The following is a 21651-nucleotide window of genomic DNA, read 5'->3' as shown; positions in this document are numbered from 1 at the left end:
GTCAGCGGTAACGGCGTCGCGGCTCGCGCGTCCTGAGGACGAACGAGACCATGCCGATGAGACCGGCGGCCAGGAAGTACCAGCCGAGGTCTCGCGCCCACACCAGAGCCGGGGTCGTGGTGGAGCTGAGGGGGACCTCATCCACCATGGCACCCGGCTCGAACCATGTCAGGGAGTCGATCGTCGCGCCGTCCGGCCCGATGATCGCACTCGTCCCGACGGTCGAGATGTTGACCACGCTGCGCCCGGTCTCGATGGCCCGCAGGCGAGCGATGGCGAGCTGCTGGACGCTCTCGTCCGTCCGGCCGAAGTCGGCGTTGTTGGTCTGCCCGAGGATGACCTGGGCACCCCCGTCGACCATCGCGTTCGTCAGCGCGTCGTCTGAGATGTCGAAGCAGATCGCGATGCCTGCGAGCACGCCGTTCACGTCGAAGACGTTGGGACGGGTGCCGATCGAGTAGTCGCGGCTCACCAGGTCGACCAGGTCCGGAGCGAACATCCGCCAGAACGCCCGGTCCGGCATGTACTCGGCGAACGGGACGGGATGCACCTTGTCGTAGACCTGCGTCGCCCCCTCCCCCGCCTTCCAGAGCAGCGAGCTGTTGTAGAAGACGTCGTCCGAGGGGTTCGTGATCGTGCCCACGACGAACGGCGCGTCCATCGTCCGGCTGAGGTAGTCGAGGACGGCGGCCGACTGGGCGTTCCGGGTCGGATCGATGTCGACGCCGTTCTCGGGCCACACCACCATGTCGACGTCCTGATCGAGGATCGGCAGCGTCGCCGAGGTGTGGTCCTCGAGGATCTGCCCGCGGTAGCTCTGCGAGAACAGGCCCGCATCGGAGTCGCCCTGGACGGCGGCGATCCGGGTCGTGCCCTCCGTCGGTGCCGGCCAGGCGGGGAACACCAGCGCCACGATCGCGAAGCCCGCGAGAGCGCTGACGCGAGAGGAGGCCGTGACGGACATCTCGCGGACGGCCTGCGCGAGCACGGCCGCGAGGAACGCCACCACGAAGCCGAGGCCGGCGAAGCCGATCCACGCCGCGAGACCGGCGAGCGGGCCGAGGGACTGCGAGATCGCGAGGCGGCCCCAGGCGAAGCCGCCGTAGGGCCAGACGCTGGTGATCGACTCGCGCCCGATCCAGAGCGCCCCCAGGAGGGCGGGGAGGCCGACCATCCGGCCGAGCGGTCCCGTCCAGACGCGGTGGCCGCGCGTGGAGACGACCGCCATCAGCCCCGCGGAGAGCGCGAAGAAGATCGCCTGCAGGCCGGCGAGGGCCGCCCACGGGACCGGGCCGAGGTAGAGGGTCAGCCACTCGATGTGGACGCCCCAGAAGACCGCTCCGCCGACGAGGCCGACGAGGCTCCCGCTCCAGAAGCCGCGCCCCGCCAGAGCGAACAGGATCGCCGCGGCGCCCACGATCGCCAGCGGCCAGACGTCGGAGTCGGGGAAGCCGCGGTCGAGCACGGCGCCGCCGAGGGCGGCGAGTGGCAGCGCCACCCACAGCGGAACGGTCCGCCCGTCGGGCGGAGGAGCGATCGGAGTCATGCGACCGTCGAGTACGCGACGATGCCGCGGCGGACCAGGTCGAGGGCGGTCCGGGCCGCGCGGCCGACCTTGCCCTCGGCGACGACGGAGAGCTGGTCGAGGAGGTCGATGGTCTGCTTCGCCCAGCGCACGAAGTCGCCGGCGGCCATGTCGGACTCGCGGAGCACCATGTCGAGCGGCATGCCCTTGGCCCACATGTTCATCGACAGCGCCAGGCTCGTCGAGATCGGGTTGCTGCCCGGCAGGCGGTGCTCCCGCTCGACGTCGTCGAGCCGGGCCCACAGAAGCTGGGTCCTCTCCAGCGCCTCGGGGAACGCGCCGCGGGGCAGGAACTGCTCGCCGAGCGTCCCCTCCTCGCGTCGCGGCTCGAAGACCAGGCAGCACGCCATTGCCGCGAGGCCGGCCGGATCGAGCTCCGTCCACGCCTGCTTCCGGAGGCACTCGGCGACGAGCAGGTCCCGCTCCCCGTAGATCCGGCGGAGCGTGCGACCGTTGGGCGTCAGCGAGAGCTCGCCGACCTCGTCCCGGCGGAAGTAGCCGAGCTCGAGCAGCACGTCCGTGATGTGGTCGAAGATGCGGGCGACGGCGCCGGTGCGCGAGCGGATCTGGCGCTCGATCTCGTCGGTCTCGCGGCGCAGCTTCCACCAGCGCTCGGCCCAGCGTGCGTGCTGCTCGCGGTCGGAGCAGGCGTGGCACGGGTGCGCCTTCATCCGACGCCGCAGGCTCGTGAGCTGTCCCTGGCGCTTCTCGCGCTCGGCGTGGGAGGCCGACTCGCCGCGCACCGCGCCCCGGCGCTCGAGGTCGCCGATCTCACGGCGGATCGCCGCGTACTGCTCGAAGTCGCCGAGGTGGCACTGCATCGCCGTGACGTAGCCCGCCATCGACTCCTCCTGCTGGCGGACCCGGCGGGCGAGATCGACGACGGACCGGTCGGCCTGGAACTGCGCGAACGACGACTCGAGGATCTCGCGCGTGCGCACCCGTCCGAACTGCTCGATCAGGTTCGCGGCCATGTTGTAGCTGGGGCGGAAGCTGGAGTTGAGCGGGTAGGTCCGCCGGGAGGCGAGGGACGCGACCGCCTGAGGGTCCATCCCGCCGCGCCACTGGATCACCGAGTGGCCCTCGACGTCGATGCCGCGTCGGCCCGCCCGGCCGGTGAGCTGGGTGTACTCCCCCGGTGTGATCGGGACGCGCGCCTCGCCGTTGAACTTCTCGAGCTTCTCGAGGACGACCGTGCGGGCCGGCATGTTGATGCCGAGCGCGAGCGTCTCGGTCGCGAAGACCACCCGCACGAGCCGGCGCAGGAACAGCTCCTCGACGACCTCCTTGAAGGCGGGGAGCATCCCGGCGTGGTGCGCGGCGACGCCCCGCTGGAGTCCGTCGAGCCACTCCCAGTAGCCGAGCACCGCGAGGTCCTCGTCGCGGATCGTCCGGCACCGCTCCTCGACGATCGCGCGGATCTCGTCGCGCTCGTGGCGCTCGGTGAGGCGCACGCCCGACCGCAGCACCTGGCGCACGGCCTGGTCGCAGCCCGCACGGCTGAAGACGAAGAAGATCGCGGGGAGGAGGTTCTTGCCGCGGAGGATCTCGACGACCTCCGAGCGCAGCACGAGCTCCTCGGTGCGCTGCTCCGGGTAGCGGCCGCGACCGCCTCGGCCGTTGCGGCCGCCCCTGCCGCCGCGCTCGACCCGGGAGCCGCCCTGGGCCATGCGGGCGAGCTCGGGGTTCACCCGGTTCGTCGCCGCCCGACCGGAGGAGTCGAAGAGGTCGACCAGCTTGCCGCCCACCAGGACGTGCTGGTCGAGCGGGACGGGGCGCTCCTCGGAGACGATGACCTCGGTCTCGCCCCGGACGGTCTGGAGCCAGTCGCCGAACTCCTCGGCGTTCGACACGGTCGCGCTGAGCGAGACCAGCCGCACGCGCTGCGGGAGGTGGATGATGACCTCCTCCCAGACGGCGCCGCGGAAGCGGTCGGCGAGGTAGTGCACCTCGTCCATCACGACGTAGGCGAGGTCGCGCAGGAGGTCCGAGTCGGCGTACAGCATGTTGCGCAGCACCTCGGTCGTCATCACGACGATGCGGGCGCGCGCGTTGACGTTGGAGTCGCCGGTCAGCAGGCCGACCTCGGAGGCTCCGTAGTCCTCGACGAACTCCTGGAACTTCTGGTTGCTCAGCGCCTTCATCGGCGTCGTGTAGAAGACCTTGGCCGTCGGGTCCTGCATGGCCAGGTGGATCGCGAACTCGGCCACCGCGGTCTTGCCGGCACCGGTGGGCGCGGCGACGAGGACGCTGTGGCCGTCGTCGAGCGCGCTGCAGGCCTCGTACTGGAAGGGGTCGAGGTCGAACGCGAGGGTCGAGCGGAACGCCTCGACCCTCGCGTGGCCCTGGCGCGTCCGGAACGCGGCGAACCGCTCGGCGGGAGACGGTCCGGTCACGCGGGCAGGTCGGAGGGGCTGCCGTCGAACACCAGCTGGCGCTTGGCGGCGCGCCGGTCGTGCAGGATCGCGATCCCGCAGGCGAGGAAGAACAGGAAGATGATCGGGATGGCCAGGAGGAACATCGAGATCGGGTCGGCCGCGGGGGTCGCGATCGCCGTGAAGAGCACGATCGCCATGATCGCGATGCGCCACGACTTGAGGATCAGCATGCCGGGGAGGATGCCGAGGAAGTTGAGGAGCACCAGGAAGACGGGCAGCACGAAGGCGATGCCGACGACCAGCACGAGCTTGAGAACGAACTCGTAGTAGATCTTGGCGTCGAGGAAGCTCGCCGCGTTGCTGCCGGTGAAGCTCGTCAGGAGCTCCACGATGTGCGGGAACACGAACCAGCCGGCCGCACAGCCCGCGAAGAACAGCGGGATGGCGGTGAGGATGAAGCCGAGGCCGTACCGCATCTCCTTGCGGGTCAGGCCCGGGACGAGGAACGCCCAGATCTGGTAGAGCCAGACCGGGCTCGCCAGGACGATGCCCACCGTGATGGCGATCTGCAGCCGCAGGTCGAAGGCACCGGCGATCGTCGGGAAGTTGAGGATCGCCTCCTTGCCCTGGGTGGAGGCCACCTCGGAGATCGGAGCCTTGAGGGCCTCGAAGACCCACTCCGAGACGAACCACCCCGCGACGCACGCGATGACGATCGCGATCGCCGACTTGAAGAGCCTGTTGCGAAGCTCGACGAGGTGCGCCCCGAGCGACATGCGCCCGTCGGGGTTCTTCGTCCGCTTCGTCCGTGGCTTCTTCGGTGCCACGGACGTCATTACTTGAGCGGGGACTCGGGCGGCGTGGTGGTGCCGGTGCCGGTGGTCGTGCCGGTGGATCCGGCGACGGTGCCGGTGGTCCCCTCGGTCGACTCACGGCGCTCGGTGCCGTCCTCGTCCTTCATGGTCTTGACCTCGCTCTTGAAGATCCGCATCGACTGCCCGACACTGCGGGCCAGCTGCGGGAGCTTGGGCGCACCGAACAGGAGGAGGATCACGGCGAGGATGATGAGGAGGTGCCACCCCTGGAGGCCAGCGAACATTGCAGACTCACTTCACTTGTCGGTTGCGGTGTACGAGGAGCTTACCCCGTTCGACCCGTCCTGACCGGCGGAGATCGATCCTGTCGCGACGTGCGTCACGCCGGCCCTCATGCGCACGCCTCACGTCGTCGCGATCGGCGAACAGCGACGAGGGCGGCCGGGGCGGCAGGTCGTCCGTCACTCCAGGACTCAGTGTCTCGAGTTTCGCGGTGACCTCGGACAGCTGTCCGAGGAGCACCTTCCCCTTGCGCCAGTAGGAGAGGGCGAAGAGGACCAGCATCGTCAGAGCCCCCAGCGCGAGGCCGAGCCAGATCAGGATCCACGACCACCAGGTCACGACGGTTCCCCCTCGTTCGCGGCGAGCGCGGAGGCCGCCCAGTGCGCGACCGCGGTGCGCGCCTCGGGGGGTGCCACCACGGTGACGAGACCCGCCAACGACGCCACCAGGCGCGTCAGTCCCTCCAGATGGGCGACGCGGAGACGGACGAGGACACCGTGGTCCTCCTCCCCCGGCACGGGATCGGGGAACTCGGCGTCGGCCGCGTAGTCGCCCAGCAGCACGACGGCGCTGGGGGCGACGCGCAGGTCCACGACGAGATCCGAGGCGGAGGCCTCGAAGAGCCGTTCCGAGAGGGTCACCTCGTTGCGGCGCCGGACGATCGGCGTCCCCGTGTCGCGGAGGGAGCGCATCCTGTCGACCCGGAACGTCCTGACGCCCTCGCGGAGGTGGTCCCATCCGCGCAGGTACCAGTCCCGGTCGACCGATTCGAGCACGAAGGGGTCGACGAGCCGGGACTCGGTCTCGCCGCGGGCGCTGCGGTAGTCGAAAGCGACCTGCGTCGCCGAGCCCATCGCTGTCCGCAGGAGCGCCACAGCGCTGTCCGCGCCCGTGCCGCGCGAGACCGCCACCGCGCTCGGGGCCGAGGAGGCGCCGCGCGCGAGCTTCCCCATCAGCGAGGCGATCCGGTCGTTGCCCTGGTTCTCGGGCAGCGCTGCGAGGTACTGCATGCCGGCGATGAGGGCGGCGGCCTCCCGCGCCGAGAACCTCGGCGAGTCGTCGATCGCGACCTGGTGGGTGAGGACGACGTGGTCGTTCTCCTCGAAGTCGTCCCAGCCGATGTCGAAGAGGTCGTTCGCCTGGTACTGCGCGGTCTCGCCGGGGATGCCCGAGACGGCGATGAGGCGCACCGCGCGGCGCACCTCCTCCTCCGGGATCTCGAAGTGCGCGGCGACCTCGGCGACGGAGACGCGACCCCGGTCGAGCAGATAGGGAACGAGGGAGAGGAGGACGGCCAGGCGGTCGCGCGCCTGCAGGGAGCGGGGTCTAGCCACGGGGATCCCCTCCATGGTCGTCCAGGGTGCGGCGGAGGCGGTCGAGGACGCGGCGGCGGAGCTCCTCCGGCTCGAGCACCCGCACCTCGGGACCGTGACCGGCGAGCTCGTCCGCGAGCACGTCCGGGTCGGTGTAGTGCAGGCGCAGCAGGCCCTGGCCCTCGCCCTCGGCCTCGGCACGCCCGCCGAGACGGAGGGCGGCGTCGGAGTCGGGGGCGACGCGCAGGAGCGCGCTGTTGCGCTGCAGGATCTCGTCGAGCTGGGCGAGAGCGGTCGCCGCGTGGTCCCCCTCCGCGGGAGGCGCGGTGCGGCCGGTGGACGCGACCGGCCCGACGATCCGCGACAGGAGGAATGTCCGCGTGCCCTCGGCGCCCTCGTCCCAGCCGTGGAGGTGCCAGCGCCCCTGGTGGTTCACCAGGGCGCGGGGCTGCACGGTGCGCACGCGCGGCTCCTCGCCGCCGGGCTTCAGATAGGGGAAGTGGACGACCTGGCCGCGGTCGAGCGCGGCGTTGAGCGGCTCGAACGAAGCCTCGCGGACCCGGATCGAGGGGCTGATGCCGATGACGGGGTCGACGGACTCGACCCCGATCGAGCGCAGCTTGATCAGCGCGCGCCGCGACTCCGCCGAGAGCGTCCCCTCGCGCCAGACCGCCCCGGCCAGGCGGAGCAACGCGAGCTCCTCCGGATCGAAGGTCAGGTCGGCCGGGAGGTCGTAGCTGCGCTTCGCGATGCGGTACCGGACGGTCTGGGTGTTGCCCGGGTCGCCCGGGGCGTCGACCGTCTCGATCGGGATGCCGAGCTCGCGCAGGTCGTCCTTGTCGCGCTCGAACTGGCGCTCGAGCGAGGTCCGGTCGCCTCGGCCGACCCGCTGCCGGTAGCCCTGCACCGTGGAGAGGACATCGGCCTTCGTCAGTCCGTTCTCGGCCGCGACGAGCGCGAGCACGAGGTTGAACAGACGCTCCTCGGCCGGGACGCGGCTCGAGGACGGGGCGTCGGAAGGCACGCCCTCCAGTCTAGGGCCGGGCCCGGTCAGACCTTTCCGAGGATGTCGGCGACGAAGATCAGCGTCGCGCCGCCGGGGATCCCGCCCTGGGGGGAGCCCTGGTCGCCGTAGCCCTGGTCCGGCGGGATGACCGCGATGACCTGAGATCCGACGGGCTGGCCGATGAGGGCGTCGGCGAATCCGGCGATGACTCCGCCCTGCGTGGTCGAGCCGTCGGCGGCCGTGAAGACGGCGGGAGCGCCCTTCTCCCAGCTGGAATCGAACACCTTCCCGTCGCTCCACTGCCAGCCGGTGTAGGCCACGACGACCTGGTCGCCCTCGGCGACGACGTCGCCGTCGCCCTTCTTGAGCTGGGCGATGCGGAGGTCGGACGGCGCGTCGCCCGAGGGCTTCGCGAGCCCCGGGCGTCCGTCGTCGCCGAGCGTCACCGTCGGGAAGCCGTCGGGCGCGGGCTGGACGGCGCCGTTCGCGCGGGCCAGCGAGGCCTCGCGGACGTCCGCGACGAGCACGAGCGTGTCGTCCTCCGAGATGCCGAGCTGCGACGAGGACTGGCCGAAGCCGTCCTCGGGGGCGATCGCGATGGCGACGCGCGAGCCGACCTGCGTGCAGAGGAGGCCCTCGTTCAGGCCGACGAGCCCGGCTCCGCCGACGCCGAAGCGGGCGGTGCTCGACCCGTCGTAGGGCGAGGTCTCGAGGACCGTGCCGTCCGCTCCGTTGACCAGGGTGTAGTCGATGGTGACGAGCTGGCCCTTCTCGAGGGGTGCGCCCGAGCCCTCGATGAGGGTGCTGACCTGCGTGCCGTCCGCCTTCAGCGGCGTCGGGACGCTGACGTCCGGCTTCGCTCCGAAGTCGCCCGTGGCGCTGACCGCCGCCGAGGAGTCGCCGGAGGAGAACGGAGCGTCGCAGTCCGCCTGCGAGGAGGACGCGGTGCATCCGGTGAGAGCGGCGACGATGCCGATGCCGGCGATGAGCGCGGTGGTCCTGCGCACGGGTCCTCGATTCGAGAGAAGGGGAGCGGTGACGCCCGGGGTGGAGACGGCCCGGAGGCCGGGAACAGCTTAGAGGATGCCCTCGTCGTCGGGCTCCGCGGTCTCCTCGCCGAACCCGCGGGCCCGGGAGAGCTCGGCGCTGGTGGCGGACTCGCGGACCCGCTTGCGCAGGCTCTTGGGGCTCACGGCGCGCTCGCCGAGCGCGCCGGGGGTCCAGGCCTCCACGTCCTCGTCGCTGAAGTCCGTCTTCGACGGGCGCCGCTTGAGCTCGGGGAGCACGGTGTCCGGAGCGAGCCGGCGAGCGGTGATGAGGAAGCCGGTGTGGCCGATCATCCGGTGGTCCGGCCGGACCGCGAGGCCCTCGACGTGCCAGCCGCGGACCATGGTCTCGTTCGACGACGGGTTCGTGAACAGGCCCGAGGCGCGGATCGCCTCCGCCGTCCGCGAGAGCTGCGTGACGGTGGCCACGTAGCAGAGGAGCACTCCCCCGGGCGTGAGAGCCTCGGCGGCGACGTCGAGGCACTCCCACGGCGCGAGCATGTCGAGCACGACGCGGTCGGCCTCGCCGGACGGGACCGTGCCGGGCAGCGCCTCGACGAGGTCGCCGACGGTGACGCTCCAGTTGTCGGGCGTGTAGCCGAGGAAGGTCTCGATGTTCGCCCGTGCGACATCCGCGAACTCCTCGCGCCGCTCGAACGACGACAGCCGGCCGGTCGGACCGACCGCCCGCAGCAGCCAGAGCGAGAGCGCGCCGGAGCCGACACCGGCCTCGACCACGCGGGCGCCGGGGAAGACGTCGGCGAGGGCGAGGATCTGGGCCGCGTCCTTCGGGTACACGATCGCCGCGCCGCGGGGCATCGACATCACGAAGTCGGCGAGGAGGGGTCGCAGCGCGAGGTGCTCGACGCCGACGGTGTTGGTCACCACCGAGCCGTCGGGCAGCCCGATCACCGTGTCGTGCTCGATGCCGCCCCGGTGCGTGTGGAACACCTTGCCGGGAACGAGCGTGATGGTGTTCATCCGCCCCTTGGGTCCCGTCAGCTGGACGCGGTCCCCCGCGCGGAAGGGTCCGGAATGCTGCAGTGCCTCACCGGTCATCGGCGGGCCTCCGTCTCGGTCGTGGCCGGGCCGGAGCCGCGGTGCTCGGAGGACACCGTCGCGAGGTCCGCGACGGTGCGGCCCGCGAGGGTGGGCCAGAGGGCGTAGGGGGCGGCGGGGTCGAGCTCCAGCTGGTGCGGGACGCCGATCGCCGCGGCTCCGGAGGCGACGGCCGCGCCGAGGCCCGTGAGGGAGTCCTCGATCGCGACGCAGGCGGCGATGTCGACGCCGAGGGTGCTCGCGGCGAGGAGGTACGCCTCGGGGTGGGGCTTGCTGCGCTCGACCATGTCGCCGCTGACGACGGCGGCGAAGGCGGGGAACGGGATCCGGTCCACGACGGCCGCGGCCATCCGCGAGATCGACATCGTGACCAGCGCCTGCGGCACACCCGCCTCGGACACCGCGTGCAGCAGCTCGAGCGCGCCCGGTCGCCACGGGATGCTCACGGCCAGCTGGTCGACGACCTCGTCGGTCATCCGGTCGATGATCGCGTCGACGGAGAGGTCGACGCCCTTGCCCTGCAGGATGCGGGCGGCGGCGGGCAGGCCCGAGCCGACGAGTCCCATCGCGTCCTCGTGGGTCCACACTCCGCCGAAGGAGGAGACGAGCGCGTGCTCCGACGCCATCCAGTACGGCTCGGTGTCGACGAGCGTCCCGTCCATGTCCCAGAGGACGGCGGCGGGGGCGGACGCTCCTCCGAGCGGCTCGGAGGACAGCGGCCGGGCGGAGGTCTCGGGAGTCACGAGCGACCATGGTACCGGCAGGGCCGCGCCCCTCCCCGGCCGCGGGCCGAGAGCGAACAGCGCGGCCGATCCCGCCGGACGGGACGGGCGGGGCCGGGGGCGGTCCTATCCTGGACGGAGGGACAGGCGCGGTGTGCGCTCCCCGCACATCGAGCCGAACGCGGAGATCCTGCCTATGAACGTGATCACGGGGAACGTCCTGGTCGTGGCCTTCGAGGGCTGGAACGACGCCGGGGACGCCGCCAGCGGCGCGCTGCGGCTGGTCAAGGACGCCGGGGAGTACGTGCCCCTCTTCGCCGTCGACGCCGAGCAGTACTACGACTTCCAGTACACCCGCCCCATGCTCTCGATCGGCGAGGACGGCCGCCGCAGCCTCGCCTGGCCCGGCACCCAGATCTTCGGCCCGGCCGACACCTCGGTCGACGCCGAGAGCGAGCTGTACCTCATGATCGGCACCGAGCCCTCGCGCAGCTGGAAGAGCTTCGCCGCCGAGGTCGTCGACGCCATGCTCGCGATCGACATCTCCGCCGTCGTCTTCCTCGGCGCGATGCTCGCCGACGTCCCGCACACCCGGCCGATCTCGATCTTCGCCTCGAGCGAGAACGCGGAGCTGCGGAGCTCGTTCGAGCTCGAGCGCTCCAGCTACGAGGGGCCGGTCGGCATCCTCAGCGTGATCGGCGAGGCCGCGCAGAAGGTCGGCATCCCGGCCGTCTCGATCTGGGCCTCCGTCCCGCACTACGTGCACAACGCGCCCTCGCCCAAGGCGATGCTGGCGCTGCTCGAGAAGCTCGAGGAGGTCGTCGGCCTGGCGATCCCCCGCGGCGACCTCGTCGAGGAGGCGGAGGAGTGGGAGCGCGGCATCGACGCCCTCGCCGCCGAGGACGAGGAGATGGCGTCGTACATCGCCCAGCTCGAGCAGGCGCGCGACACCGTCGACTCGCCCGAGGCGAGCGGCGAGGCGATCGCCCAGGAGTTCGAGCGCTACCTGCGCCGCCGCGGCGACGGCCGCTCCGGCGAGGAGCCCTGGCGGCCGTAGCCTCCGCCGGCGCCCGCTCGTCCGAGACGGTCGTCGATCACTGGACTGTTCCCGACCGTTGACACTCCGGGCCGCCCTGACGGGACTCGAGCCGTCCGGGACTCGAGGCTTACGGGACTCGAGCCTGACGGGACTCGAGCCTGACGGGGTTCAGGCCGGGCGCACCCCGAGCAGGGCGTCGACCGCGTCGCGCAGGAGCGACGGGTCGTCCACGCCCTCGGTCAGTGCGGCGTCGACGACGGCGAGGGCGGCCGGAGTGCCGAGGTCGTCGGCCAGCGCCTCGCGCAGCTGCGCCAGCACCTCGAGCGCCGAGCGCGGTCCGACGGCGGCGAGGGCCGACTCCCAGCGCGCCAGGCGCGCCTCGGCCGACGGCAGGTCCTCGGGCAGCCACTCCCAGTCGGAGCGGTAGTGGTGCGCGAGGAGCGCGAGGCGGATCGCCCGCGGGTCCGCGCCCTCGCTCCGCAGACGGGAGACCAGCACCAGGTTCCCGAGCGACTTGCTCATCTTCTCGCCCTGGTAGGCGACCATCCCGGCGTGCGCGTAGGCGCGGGCCAGAGGACGGCCGGACAGCGAAGCGGCGTGGCCGGCGCTGAACTCGTGGTGCGGGAAGACCAGGTCGCTCCCGCCGCCCTGCAGGGTGAACTCGGGTCCGAGCCGGTCGAGGGCGATCACCGAGCACTCGATGTGCCAGCCCGGACGGCCGCGGCCGACCTCGGCGTCCCAGGCGGGCTCGCCGGCGCGCTCGGCCCGCCAGAGCAGCGGATCGAGGGGGTCGCGCTTGCCGGCGCGCTCCGGGTCGCCCCCGCGCAGCGCCGAGAAGCGGGCCATCGACTCCGCGTCGAGCCGGCTCTCGCTGCCCAGGTGCCAGACGGCGCTCTCGGCCGCGGCGATGTCGTAGTAGAGGTCGCTCGCGCCCTCCTCCGCCGCGTCCGGAGCAGCGACGCGGTAGGCGACGCCGTCGCGCTCCAGGCGGGCGACCGCCTCCGCGATGGGATCCGCGGTCTCGGTGACTCCGACGTAGTGCTGCGGAGGCAGGACGCGCAGGGCGGCCATGTCGCCGCGGAACAGCTCGACCTGCTCCTCGGCGAGGTCGCGCCAGTCGACGCCGGTGGCCGTCGCACGCTCGAGCAGCGGGTCGTCCACGTCGGTCACGTTCTGGGCGTACTCGACCGTGTAGCCCGCGTCGAGCCAGACGCGCTGGACCGTGTCGAAGGCGAGGTAGGTCGACGCGTGCCCGAGGTGGGTGGCGTCGTAGGGCGTGATGCCGCAGACGTAGAGGCTCGCGACTCCGCTGGGCGCGTCGAGCTCGACGGGGCCGGCGGTCGCGGTGTCGTGCAGGCGCGGTGCGCTCCCCCGGCCGGGCAGGGCGGGGACGGCGGCGGCGGTCCAGGCGCGCATCTAGGCGGCGATCAGGCCGGTGGCGAGCGCGACCATGAGGACGACGCCGAGGACGATGCGGTACACGACGAACGGGAGGAAGCTGCGGCGGGAGATGTAGCTCATGAAGAACGCGATCACGACGAAGCCGACCACGAACGCGACGATGGTCGCCACGAGGGTCTCGAGCCCGCCGACCTGGACCTGGTTCGGGAGCACGACCGGGTCGCTGATGCTCTTGTACAGCTGGTAGAGACCGCTGCCGAACACCGCGGGGATCGCGAGGAGGAAGGAGTAGCGCGCCGCCGCCTTGCGCTCGTAGCCGAGGAAGAGGCCGGCGGTGATGGTGCCTCCCGAGCGCGAGACGCCGGGGATCAGGGCGAGTGCCTGCGCGCCTCCGAAGATCAGGCCGTCGCGGACGCCCAGGTCGCGCAGGCGGCGCTTCTTCGCGCCGACCGCGTCGGCGATGCCGAGCAGGATGCCGAAGAGGATGAGGGTGGTGGCCACCACCCACAGGGAGCGGAGGGTCGTCTCGATCGCGTCCTGGAAGACGAGGCCGAGGACGATGATCGGAAGGCTGCCCAGGATGATGAGCCAGCCCATGCGGGCGTCCGGGTCCGAGCGCGGGATCCGGCCGACGAGGGAGCGCGCCCAGTGCGACACGATCCGCACGATGTCGCGCCAGAAGTAGATGATGACGGCGGTCTCGGTGCCCAGTTGCGTGATCGCGGTGAACGCGGCTCCGGTGTCGCGGCCGCCGAGACCGGGCAGCAGCTCGCTGACGATCCGGAGGTGGGCGCTGGAGGAGATGGGGAGGAATTCGGTCAGACCCTGGACGAGTCCCAGGATCAGCGCGTCGAGCAGGCCCATGCGTCACTTTCGAGGAGGGCTGGGGCGTCGTCGGCCAGCAGTCGGTCGGGATCGGTCGGTGCTGACCCGGTCCGCGGCGCCGTCAGGAGCTCAGCAGGAGATCGGTCAGGACCTTCCTGCCAAACACTAGTGCGTCCAGTGGAACGCGCTCGTCGACCCCGTGGAACAGCGCCGGGAAGTCCAGGGACGACGGCAGCTGGAGCGGCGCGAACCCGTATCCGGTGATGCCGAGCGTCGAGAGCGCCTTGTTGTCGGTGCCTCCGGAGAGCAGGTACGGGAGGACCTCGGCGCCCGGATCGAACCGGCGGATCGAGGCGGCCATGCTCTCGACGAGCGGGCCGGCGAAGGGCACTTCGAGTCCGATGTCACGGTGCTGGACGAGGATCTCGACATGCTCGCCCGCGAGGACCTTCAGGCGCTCGAGCACCGAATCCTCCTCGCCGGGGAGGACGCGCACGTCGATGGTGGCCTCCGCGGTGTCCGGGATGACGTTGGCCTTGTAGCCGGCCGACAGCATCGACGGATTGGCGGTGGTGCGCAGCGTCGCGGCGATGAAGCGCGAGGCGGTGCCGGTGGCGAGTGCCAGCTCCTCCGGAGTGCTGCGCTGGGGGTCGTGGCCGAGCAGGCGGGCGACCTCGTCGAGCAGCTCGCGCGTGGTGTCGGTGAGGCGCGTGGGCCACTCCTCGCTGCCGATGCGGGCGATCGCCTGCGCCAGCCGGGTGACGGCGTTCTCGGAGTTGATCTGCGAGCCGTGCCCCGCCGTGCCGTGCGCGCGGAGGGTCAGCCACATCAGCGCCTTCTCGCCCGTCTGCACGAGGTAGGCGCGCTTGCCGGCCAGCTCGATCGAGTAGCCGCCGACCTCGCTGATCGCCTCGGTCGCTCCGGCGAACAGCTCGGGCCGCTCACGGGCCAGGAATCCCGACCCCCGCACGCCGCCCGCCTCCTCGTCGGCGAAGAAGGCGATGACGAGGTCGCGGGAGGGGCGCCTCCCCTCGCGGAGGATGTCGCCGAGCGAGGCGAGGATCATCGCGTCCATGTTCTTCATGTCGACCGCGCCGCGGCCCCAGAGCATGCCGTCCTTGATCTCGCCGCCGAACGGGTCGACGCTCCAATTGTCGGCGATGGCGGGCACCACGTCGAGGTGCCCGTGGACGACGAGGGCGCCGCGCTCGCGGTCCTCCCCCGCGACCCGCGCCACGACGCTCGTGCGTCCCGGGTCGGAGTCGATCAGCTCCGGCTCGAGGCCGAGGTCGCGCAGCTTCGCCGCGACGTACTCCGCGGCCGGGCGCTCCGGCTCCGCCTTCCCGTCGCCGTAGTTGCTGGTGTCGAAGCGGATGAGATCGCGCGCGATGAGCGCCGTCTCGTCGAGGGTGCTGTCGGTCACGGGCGCGCTGTCGATGCTGTCGGACATGCGGGCAACGGTACCGGCGCGGGCTCGACGGCGCGCGGAGGCCGGTGGGCCACGAGGTGGCGTGAGAGGCTCCGGAACCGTGCTAATGTCTTCTTCGGCCGCGGAAACGCAGGTCGAAGGAAACACTCGTCCGGGTGGCGGAAATGGCAGACGCGCTAGCTTGAGGTGCTAGTGCCCGTATAGGGCGTGGGGGTTCAAGTCCCCCCTCGGACACACTGATCGGAACCCCTCGTCTCTCCTCGGAGAGGCGGGGGGTTCCGTCGTTCCCGGCACCGTCCCCTCCTCGCGCCTGCGGGAGGGATGCTGTTGGCGGAGAGTGCAGACGCCCCGGCTCCTCACGAGGAGACGGGGCGGCTGCTGCATCGGACGGGCGCTTCTGCAGCGGACGGGCGCTCCTGCACCGCAGGGCCCTCCCGCACGGACCGAGCCTCGGTGTCAGACGCCCACTGCTGCCGGCGACCAGCCGAGAGCCGGAGCGATCGATTCCACGACAGTGCGCAGGAGCCGCGCGTTGTACTCGACCCCGAGCTGGTTGGGAACGGTGAGCAGCAGCGTGTCCGCCTCCTGCACGGCGGCGTCCGCAGCGAGCTCGGCGGCGACGGCGTCCGGCTCGCCCGTGTAGCTGCGGCCGAAGCGGGCGCGGACGCCCTCGAGGGTGGCGACCTGATCCTGCTCACCGCGGCCGCCGAAGTACAGGCGGTCGAGATCGCTCGTGATCGGGAGGACGCTGCGCGAGACGGAGAGGCGCGGGGTGCGCTCCCAGCCCGCCTCGCTCCACGCGGCGCGGTACTCGCGGATCTGGCGGGCCTGCAGCTCGTCGAAGGGCACGCCCTCCTCCTCCAGGAGCAGGGTCGACGACTGCAGGTTCATGCCCTGCTCGGCTGCCCAGCGCGCGGTCGCGAAGCTGCCGGCACCCCACCAGATCCGGTCCTCGAGGCCGGGCGAGCGCGGCTCGATCGAGAGCGGGAGCGACTGGCGCGTCATCGCCGGATCCGACTGCGCGACCGGCGCTCCGGCGAGCGCCTCCCGGAGGATGCGCACCTTCTGCCGGGCGAGGTCGGCCTCGGTCATCCCCTCCGGGGGGACGAAGCCGAACGCCTCGGACCCGCGCAGGGCCGTCTCGGGCGATCCCCGGCTGACCCCGAGCTCGAGCCGGCCGTCGGAGATCAGGTCGGTGGCGGCCGCCTCCTCCGCCATGTAGAGCGGGTTCTCGTAGCGCATGTCGATTACCCCGGTGCCGATCTCGATGCGGCGGGTGCGCGCGGCGATCGCCGCCAGCAGCGGGAACGGCGAGGCGAGCTGCGGCGCGAAGTGGTGCACGCGGACGTAGGCGCCGTCGATGCCGATCTCCTCCGCCGCTTCCGCGAGCTCGATCGTCTGGAGGAGGACGTCGCGAGCCGAGCGGGTCTGAGACCCGGGGACGGACTGGTAGTGGCCGAAGGAGAGGAAGCCGATGCGCGAGACCATGCCTGCCTCAGCGCCCGGGGGTCCCCCGCTATTCCCGGAGGGTGTGCACGGCCGACGCCGAACCGCGACAGCGCTCCCGAGGAGTCCTCAATACACGTATGGTGGTCGCGTGCCCGCTGATCGGGGCGGAGAGGGGTCGTCGTGGAGCCGATGGTCGGTCGCCTCGGGGCGACTCTCGGGGTCGCCATGCAGACGATCAGCGGGTCGCAGGTGCAGGCATGCGCTCTCCGTCCGCAGCGGAACCGGTCGCCCGGTCGCGTCTCCGCGTCAGTGCGCCTCGAAGTCGGCGGAGACCGAGGCGGTGACCTCGATGTCCTCCGGCTTGAGGGCCAGCGGCTCCTCAGGAGAGGAGAACGCCTTGGCGCGGCTCATCATCGCCGAGCCGCCCTCGATGCGCGTGTGCGGCCGCAGTCCCGGCTCGAAGAGGGTCAGCACCCGCACCTCGGTCAGGCCGAGGGCCGCAGCATAGGCCTCGGCCCGCTCGCGCGCGTCGCGCACGGCAGCGGTGCGGACCTCGCGCTCGATGCCCGCCCGTCGCGCCGCCGTCACGTCCCAGTCGACCCCCGAGATCTGGATCCCCGGCACCTCCGAGATCGAGCCGACCCAGCGCCCGAGAGCCGCGAAGTCCCGGTACTTCACCCGGACCCCGGCGGCCGCGACATGGAACAGCTGCGTGACGTCCGAGTCCTTGATGTACCGGCGGATCGAGGAGACCGAGATCTGATCGGAGGACCACCAGGTGGCGGCGCCGGACGCCTGCTCGGCGGCCGCCTCCTCACGGACCCGCGCGTGCAGGGCGGTGACCTCGGCGAGCGCCTGGGGTCGGGATCGCGACTCGCGCCGGATCTCGAGGCGGACGGTGCCCCGCTCGGCGGGGTGGAAGTGCTGGGCGAGACCGGCGACGGTGATGGTGACCATGGCCCCATGGTGCCGTACGCACCCCGTCAGCTCCGAGCGGCGAGCATCTCCCGGATGCGGTCGGCGAGGGCCCGCTCCGTCGTCAGGTTGCTGACCAGCTGGGCTCGGTGCCCCCCGCAGGCGCCTGGGAGGGGATCTCCGGTGCTCGGGTCGACCCGGCCCAGCAGTGCCCGCTCCCCCTGGGCGATCGAGGCCTCGAGCAGGGCGAGCCGCCGCTCGAGCCGCTCGATCTCGAAGCTCTCGGGCGTGATGTCGGACTCGCGGAAGTGGCCGGCTGTGGAAGTGGGGACGCTCATCGATGATCCGTTCCGTCGGGGGCGCCCAGGAGCGGCGCCATCACCAGGAAGACACCGGAGAACGGCGATCATGACGCGAAGGCGCGAAATGCACTGAGACGTGGCGCGCCACCGGCAGTCAGGAGTGGAAGACGGCCAGGTTCTCGTTCTCCACGATGGCGAGGGTGCGGACGAGGCGGGTGTAGCGCTCGACGAGCTCGCCTTCCCCCGCGCCCTGCCCCAGCAGGGCCGAGATGCTCTCGGCGGGGAAGAGGGAGACGATCTCCATCGCGACGGCCCGCGCGTGCTCGGAGGAGAGAGTGCGCGCGTACTCCAGAGCGCGGGTCAGCTGCGGCCTCTCCTCCCCCTCCGGACTCGCCGACGGCGCCGTCGTGGCGGCATGGCCGAGGACCGCCACGAAGACGCGGGCGATCTCGTCGACCCGGAGTGCGCGGACCAGGGTCAGCAGACGCGAGGAGACGCGGGAGACGCCGCGCGCGAGGAGCTCTCCGCTGAGGGCGCGCACCTCGATCACGTCGCCGCCGCCGAACTCGCCGGAGACGCGCTTGATGCCCGAGGCGAACAGGCTCGAGCCGGCTCCGATGCTCCGCTCGGCCTCGAGGTTGATCTCGACGCGGCCGCGGCCGGTGGCCACTCCGGAGATCCAGCGCTGCTCCACGGGCGGATGCGCGTGCACGGCGCGGACGAGGGTGCCCGGGCCCGGCCCTCCCAGGGCGCCCAGGATGACCTCGGGGGTGCGCGCCCCGGCGATCCTGGTCGAGACGCCGTTGTGCGCGGCGAGCTCGGCGGCCCGCAGCTTGGAACGGATGCCCCCTCGGCCGGTACCGCCCTTCTGCACGCCGATGCGGCGCAGCTCCGAGATGCCCAGCTCCTCGAGGTGCACGCCCTCGGCGATGCTGCCGGCGAAGACGCCGGGGACGTCGGTGAGCAGCAGCAGAAGGTCCGCCCCGAGGAGCATAGCCAGTCCGCCGGCGACGCCGTCGTTGTCCGAGCCGGCGGAGTCGATCGTGTCGTTGCCGTTGACCACGGGCACGACTCCGGCGTCGAGGGCGTGGCGGATCGCCTCGGCGACGTGCGCCATCTGCCGGGGAGAGGCGAGGTCGGACTCGCCGATGAGGATCTGCGCGACCAGGGCGCCCGAGAGCTCGGCCACCGAGCGGTAGAAGCCCATCAGGACGGTCTGGCCCACCGCTGCCGCCAGGCGGGCGCTGATCGGCTCCTCCTGCGAGCGGGCGAAGAGCGCCCGGCCCGAGGAGACGGCGCCGGAGGAGACCAGCACGACGTCCCAGCCCAGCGCGCGGGCGGCGAAGGCGCTCTCGAGCGCGCTGGCCAGGAGAACGGGATCCGGACCCGACTGCTTGGTGACCGAGCTGGACCCCATCTTGACCACGAGGGTCCTTCTGCGCGGCGCGGCCGGGGCGGTGGCGTCGGAGTCGGCGGGGTCGGGCAGGGCGTCGGACATGGCTCCCATGGTAGAGGCGCGGCAGGAGGCCCTTCCTCGCCGAGACCCGGTGGAGAACGCCCCCGGACGGGGATGTCGGAGGCGGATGCGAGACTGCCCGGGACGTCTGGAACCTCCTCCTCAGTGCGCCTCGCCGGGCGGTCGCGGAAGGGTCCGAGCGGCTCGCCGGTGGATGTCGGTGGCGATTGACATACTCGAACACATGTTCGAACATGGGCAGATGAGCCCCCCTTCACCCCTCGTCTCCGCGGAGACGGCCGAGGCCGCAGAGCCCCTCCTGCGGCAGCTCGCGTCGGTGAAGGAGCTGCAGTCCCGCATCCGGGACATGCAGGCGACCACTCTCGAGACCAGGAGCCTCGCCACCCTGCCGGCCTTCTCCTCCGTGCTCCCGGGCGGCACGCTCAAGCAGGGTGCCGCCTACTCGGTGGAGGGCTCGATGAGCCTGGCGATGGGGCTGCTCGCCGGCCCGTCCGCCGAGGGCTCGTGGTGCGGCGTGGTGGGCGTCCCGGAGTTCGGGGCCGAGGCCGCGGCAGGCATGGGGATCGACCTCGAGCGCCTGGTGCTCGTGCCCGCACCGGCCGAGCACTGGCTCACCGTCACCGCCGCTCTGGTCGATGTCCTGACCGTCGTGCTCACCCGTCCGCCCGCCTCCGTCTCCTCGACCGACGTCTCGCGTCTGGGAGCACGACTGCGCCAGCGGGGTGCCGCGCTCGTGGTCCTCGGCGAGTGGCCCCAGGCCGAGGCGCGGCTCAGCATCCGCAGCAGCCGCTGGGAGGGGCTCGGCGACGGCCACGGCTACCTGCGCTCCCGGGAGGCGATGGTCGATGTGGTCGGCCGGGCCGGCACCCGGGTGCGCACGGTGCGGATGAGCATGCCCGGCGTCGAGAGCGCCTTCGGCTCCCGGGTCGAGCACGGCCGCCTGCACGAGCGGGCGGTCTGAGATGGCGAGCGCACCCGAGCTGCGGCGGACGATCCTCGTCTGGTGCCCCGACTGGCCCCTCCTCGCGGCCGCCGCCGACGCCGGCCTCGGCGCCGGGCACCCCCTGGCCCTCACGGAGAAGAGCCTGGTCTTCGCCTCCTCCCCCGCTGCTCGGGCGGAGGGGGTCCGGCGGGGCATGCGCGTGCGCGAGGCGCAGTCCCGTTGCACGGGTCTCGCCGTCCTCCCGTACGACCCGGTGCTCGACCACCGGGCGTTCGAGCCGCTCATCCAGGCGCTCGAGGAGATCACCCCGGGCGTCCAGCTGATCCGGCCCGGTCTGTGCGCGATCCGCGCCCGCGGTCCGCGCCGCTACTACGGGAGCGAGCAGAGCGCGGCCGAGGCGATCCTGCAGCGGCTGGCCGAGCTGGGTCTCCCCGACGCCCGCATCGGGATCGCCGACGGGCTCTTCGCCTCCGAGCTCGCCGCGAAGCACTCCGGCTGCCCCGTCGCCGTCGTGCCCCCAGGAGCAGCGGCAGGCTTCCTCGCTCCGCTCCCGCTCGACGCCCTCGAGACCGAGTCCGTCGCTGCCCCTGCCCGTGCTCCCCGCCGGGGGGACGACCTGGTGGCGCTCCTGCGCAGGCTCGGCGTCCGCACCCTCGGCGCCTTCGCCGCCCTCCCTCGCGAGGACGTCGCCGCCCGGTTCGGACCGGAGGGCGCCCACGCGCACCTCCTCGCCGCCGGTGCGGAGTCGGAGACGGTGGTGCCCCGGCTCCCGCCGGAGCGCCTCGACCGGGCGATGGAGTTCGAGCCCCCTCTGGACCGCATCGACCAGGCCGCCTTCGCCTTCCGCGTCCCCGCGGAGGAGTTCGTCGCCGGGCTCACCCGCGCACAGCTGGTCGCGACCGCCATCCGCATCGAGGTCGTCAGCGAGCGCGGTGAGGTCTCCTCCCGGAGCTGGCTGCACCCGAGATGGTTCACCCCGGGCGACGTGCTCGACCGGGTCCGCTGGCAGCTGCAGGGCAGCGGGGAGATCGACACCGGTCTCGGAGCGCCGATCTCGCGGCTGTGCGTCGAGCCCGAGGCGGTCGACGCGATCGGCAACCACGAGCAGGGTCTCTGGGGCACCGCTCCGGAGGAGCGCGTCCACCACGGGCTGAGCCGCGTGCAGAGCATGCTCGGGCACGAGGCCGTGATGACCGCGTCGATCGGAGGGGGTCGATCCCTCCGCGACCGCCAGCACCTGATCCCCTGGGGCGACCGGGAGCCGGGCGACGCACGGCCGAGGACCCTGCCCTGGCCCGGCTCCCTGCCCCCGCCCCTCCCGCCGACGGTCTTCGCGGAGCCCGCGGCCGTGCTGGTCCGCGGACCGAGGGGCGAACCCGTCGCCGTCGACGAGCGCGGCGCCCTCAGCTCCGTGCCCGCCTACTTCACCCCCGGGACCTCTCAGGCACGCCTGGAGCCCCTCGCCGGATGGGCGGGTCCCTGGCCGATCGACGAGCGCTGGTGGGATCCGAGCACGGCCGTCCGCTACGACCGCTTCCAGGTGGTCGACGCCGCCGGTGTCGCCTGGCTGCTGCTCTGCCTCGACGGGGTCTGGGCCGCAGAGGCCCGCTACGACTGAACCGGAGCATCCCTCCACCACCGCGAACGAGCACCGAAGGAGCCCCG

At 72.3% G+C, this 21651-nt stretch carries 20 protein-coding genes and 1 tRNA gene; 4 read left to right on the top strand and 17 right to left on the bottom strand.

What is annotated here, in order from left to right; genetic code table 11:
- Position 1: 1 nt before the first annotated feature.
- The 10 genes from lnt to C5D04_RS03810 form a co-directional block, all read right to left on the bottom strand.
- Positions 2-1546 carry an apolipoprotein N-acyltransferase gene (gene lnt, locus C5D04_RS03855; protein ID WP_104337304.1) on the bottom strand — a complete coding sequence of 515 codons (1545 nt, stop codon included), beginning with the start codon at positions 1544-1546 and terminating at the stop codon, positions 2-4.
- On the bottom strand, positions 1543-3981 hold the full coding sequence (locus C5D04_RS03850; protein WP_104222026.1) for an RNA helicase: 2439 nt from the start codon (positions 3979-3981) through the stop codon (positions 1543-1545). The genes lnt and C5D04_RS03850 overlap by 4 nt, the downstream gene beginning before the upstream one ends.
- Complete coding sequence (tatC, locus tag C5D04_RS03845; RefSeq protein WP_374952911.1) at positions 3978-4799, bottom strand: twin-arginine translocase subunit TatC; 822 nt, start codon at positions 4797-4799, stop codon at positions 3978-3980. The genes C5D04_RS03850 and tatC overlap by 4 nt, the downstream gene beginning before the upstream one ends.
- Positions 4799-5062: a Sec-independent protein translocase subunit TatA gene (gene tatA, locus C5D04_RS03840; protein ID WP_104222022.1), complete on the bottom strand. Its 264-nt coding sequence runs from the start codon at positions 5060-5062 to the stop codon at positions 4799-4801. The genes tatC and tatA overlap by 1 nt, the downstream gene beginning before the upstream one ends.
- Positions 5063-5069: 7 nt before the next feature.
- The gene (locus tag C5D04_RS03835; protein WP_104292094.1) at positions 5070-5399 is read right to left on the bottom strand and encodes a hypothetical protein; all 330 of its coding nucleotides are present in this window, start codon (positions 5397-5399) and stop codon (positions 5070-5072) included.
- The gene (locus C5D04_RS03830) at positions 5396-6394 is read right to left on the bottom strand and encodes a YafY family protein (protein WP_104283651.1); all 999 of its coding nucleotides are present in this window, start codon (positions 6392-6394) and stop codon (positions 5396-5398) included. The genes C5D04_RS03835 and C5D04_RS03830 overlap by 4 nt, the downstream gene beginning before the upstream one ends.
- A complete protein-coding gene (locus tag C5D04_RS03825; protein WP_104347260.1) occupies positions 6387-7397 on the bottom strand; it encodes a YafY family protein in 1011 nt (336 codons plus the stop codon). The genes C5D04_RS03830 and C5D04_RS03825 overlap by 8 nt, the downstream gene beginning before the upstream one ends.
- A gap of 26 nt (positions 7398-7423) precedes the next feature.
- Positions 7424-8386 carry an FKBP-type peptidyl-prolyl cis-trans isomerase gene (locus C5D04_RS03820; protein ID WP_104283653.1) on the bottom strand — a complete coding sequence of 321 codons (963 nt, stop codon included), beginning with the start codon at positions 8384-8386 and terminating at the stop codon, positions 7424-7426.
- Between the two features lie 69 nt (positions 8387-8455).
- Positions 8456-9484: a tRNA (adenine-N1)-methyltransferase gene (locus C5D04_RS03815; protein WP_104222012.1), complete on the bottom strand. Its 1029-nt coding sequence runs from the start codon at positions 9482-9484 to the stop codon at positions 8456-8458.
- A complete protein-coding gene (locus tag C5D04_RS03810; RefSeq protein ID WP_258059822.1) occupies positions 9481-10227 on the bottom strand; it encodes an HAD family phosphatase in 747 nt (248 codons plus the stop codon). The genes C5D04_RS03815 and C5D04_RS03810 overlap by 4 nt, the downstream gene beginning before the upstream one ends.
- Before the next feature lie 175 nt (positions 10228-10402).
- Between C5D04_RS03810 and C5D04_RS03805 the strand changes: the two genes are divergently transcribed.
- Complete coding sequence (locus C5D04_RS03805; protein ID WP_104347266.1) at positions 10403-11263, top strand: proteasome assembly chaperone family protein; 861 nt, start codon at positions 10403-10405, stop codon at positions 11261-11263.
- A gap of 150 nt (positions 11264-11413) precedes the next feature.
- Here C5D04_RS03805 and mshC read toward each other — a convergent pair whose 3' ends face one another.
- The 3 genes from mshC to C5D04_RS03790 all read right to left on the bottom strand — a co-directional run bounded on the left by mshC (position 11414) and on the right by C5D04_RS03790 (position 14921).
- Positions 11414-12661 (bottom strand): cysteine--1-D-myo-inosityl 2-amino-2-deoxy-alpha-D-glucopyranoside ligase, encoded by a 1248-nt coding sequence (gene mshC, locus C5D04_RS03800; protein WP_104347259.1) that lies wholly within the window; start codon positions 12659-12661, stop codon positions 11414-11416.
- Positions 12662-13510, bottom strand: coding sequence for an undecaprenyl-diphosphate phosphatase (locus C5D04_RS03795; RefSeq protein WP_104222008.1), 849 nt, complete (start codon positions 13508-13510; stop codon positions 12662-12664).
- Positions 13511-13592: 82 nt separating this feature from the next.
- Positions 13593-14921, bottom strand: coding sequence for a M20/M25/M40 family metallo-hydrolase (locus tag C5D04_RS03790; protein WP_181027105.1), 1329 nt, complete (start codon positions 14919-14921; stop codon positions 13593-13595).
- A 128-nt stretch (positions 14922-15049) separates the two neighbouring features.
- On the opposite strand from C5D04_RS03790, the gene C5D04_RS03785 reads away from it, so the two are divergent.
- A tRNA-Leu gene (locus tag C5D04_RS03785) sits at positions 15050-15134 on the top strand.
- Between the two features lie 222 nt (positions 15135-15356).
- On the opposite strand, the gene C5D04_RS03780 is transcribed toward C5D04_RS03785, so the two are convergent.
- From C5D04_RS03780 to proB, 4 genes are all read right to left on the bottom strand, one after another.
- A complete protein-coding gene (locus C5D04_RS03780) occupies positions 15357-16388 on the bottom strand; it encodes an LLM class flavin-dependent oxidoreductase (protein ID WP_104347258.1) in 1032 nt (343 codons plus the stop codon).
- A 267-nt stretch (positions 16389-16655) separates the two neighbouring features.
- Positions 16656-17306 carry an SIMPL domain-containing protein gene (locus tag C5D04_RS03775; RefSeq protein ID WP_104225267.1) on the bottom strand — a complete coding sequence of 217 codons (651 nt, stop codon included), beginning with the start codon at positions 17304-17306 and terminating at the stop codon, positions 16656-16658.
- 26 nt (positions 17307-17332) lie between these two features.
- Positions 17333-17602 carry a hypothetical protein gene (locus tag C5D04_RS03770; protein ID WP_104222002.1) on the bottom strand — a complete coding sequence of 90 codons (270 nt, stop codon included), beginning with the start codon at positions 17600-17602 and terminating at the stop codon, positions 17333-17335.
- A 118-nt stretch (positions 17603-17720) separates the two neighbouring features.
- A complete protein-coding gene (gene proB / locus C5D04_RS03765) occupies positions 17721-19064 on the bottom strand; it encodes a glutamate 5-kinase (protein WP_181137666.1) in 1344 nt (447 codons plus the stop codon).
- Between the two features lie 220 nt (positions 19065-19284).
- On the opposite strand from proB, the gene C5D04_RS03760 reads away from it, so the two are divergent.
- Complete coding sequence (locus C5D04_RS03760) at positions 19285-20004, top strand: hypothetical protein (RefSeq protein WP_104347256.1); 720 nt, start codon at positions 19285-19287, stop codon at positions 20002-20004.
- A gap of 1 nt (position 20005) precedes the next feature.
- Complete coding sequence (locus C5D04_RS03755) at positions 20006-21604, top strand: DNA polymerase Y family protein (RefSeq protein ID WP_104221996.1); 1599 nt, start codon at positions 20006-20008, stop codon at positions 21602-21604.
- Positions 21605-21651: the final 47 nt, after the last annotated feature.

The sequence above is a fragment of the Rathayibacter sp. AY1D2 genome (genome assembly GCF_002932695.1).
Taxonomy (GTDB): domain Bacteria; phylum Actinomycetota; class Actinomycetes; order Actinomycetales; family Microbacteriaceae; genus Rathayibacter.
Note: the sequence above shows the minus strand (reverse complement) of the source record. Positions and strands in the feature narration are given on the sequence as shown.

Coding starts and splice junctions, on each gene's coding strand:
- lnt (WP_104337304.1), bottom strand. CDS start 1,546: ATGACTCCGATCGCTCCTCCGCCCGACGGGCGGACCGTTCCGCTGTGG.
- tatC (WP_374952911.1), bottom strand. CDS start 4,799: ATGACGTCCGTGGCACCGAAGAAGCCACGGACGAAGCGGACGAAGAAC.
- tatA (WP_104222022.1), bottom strand. CDS start 5,062: ATGTTCGCTGGCCTCCAGGGGTGGCACCTCCTCATCATCCTCGCCGTG.
- C5D04_RS03815 (WP_104222012.1), bottom strand. CDS start 9,484: ATGACCGGTGAGGCACTGCAGCATTCCGGACCCTTCCGCGCGGGGGAC.
- C5D04_RS03805 (WP_104347266.1), top strand. CDS start 10,403: ATGAACGTGATCACGGGGAACGTCCTGGTCGTGGCCTTCGAGGGCTGG.
- mshC (WP_104347259.1), bottom strand. CDS start 12,661: ATGCGCGCCTGGACCGCCGCCGCCGTCCCCGCCCTGCCCGGCCGGGGG.
- C5D04_RS03795 (WP_104222008.1), bottom strand. CDS start 13,510: ATGGGCCTGCTCGACGCGCTGATCCTGGGACTCGTCCAGGGTCTGACC.
- C5D04_RS03790 (WP_181027105.1), bottom strand. CDS start 14,921: ATGTCCGACAGCATCGACAGCGCGCCCGTGACCGACAGCACCCTCGAC.
- C5D04_RS03780 (WP_104347258.1), bottom strand. CDS start 16,388: ATGGTCTCGCGCATCGGCTTCCTCTCCTTCGGCCACTACCAGTCCGTC.
- C5D04_RS03775 (WP_104225267.1), bottom strand. CDS start 17,306: ATGGTCACCATCACCGTCGCCGGTCTCGCCCAGCACTTCCACCCCGCC.
- C5D04_RS03770 (WP_104222002.1), bottom strand. CDS start 17,602: ATGAGCGTCCCCACTTCCACAGCCGGCCACTTCCGCGAGTCCGACATC.
- proB (WP_181137666.1), bottom strand. CDS start 19,064: ATGTCCGACGCCCTGCCCGACCCCGCCGACTCCGACGCCACCGCCCCG.
- C5D04_RS03760 (WP_104347256.1), top strand. CDS start 19,285: ATGAGCCCCCCTTCACCCCTCGTCTCCGCGGAGACGGCCGAGGCCGCA.
- C5D04_RS03755 (WP_104221996.1), top strand. CDS start 20,006: ATGGCGAGCGCACCCGAGCTGCGGCGGACGATCCTCGTCTGGTGCCCC.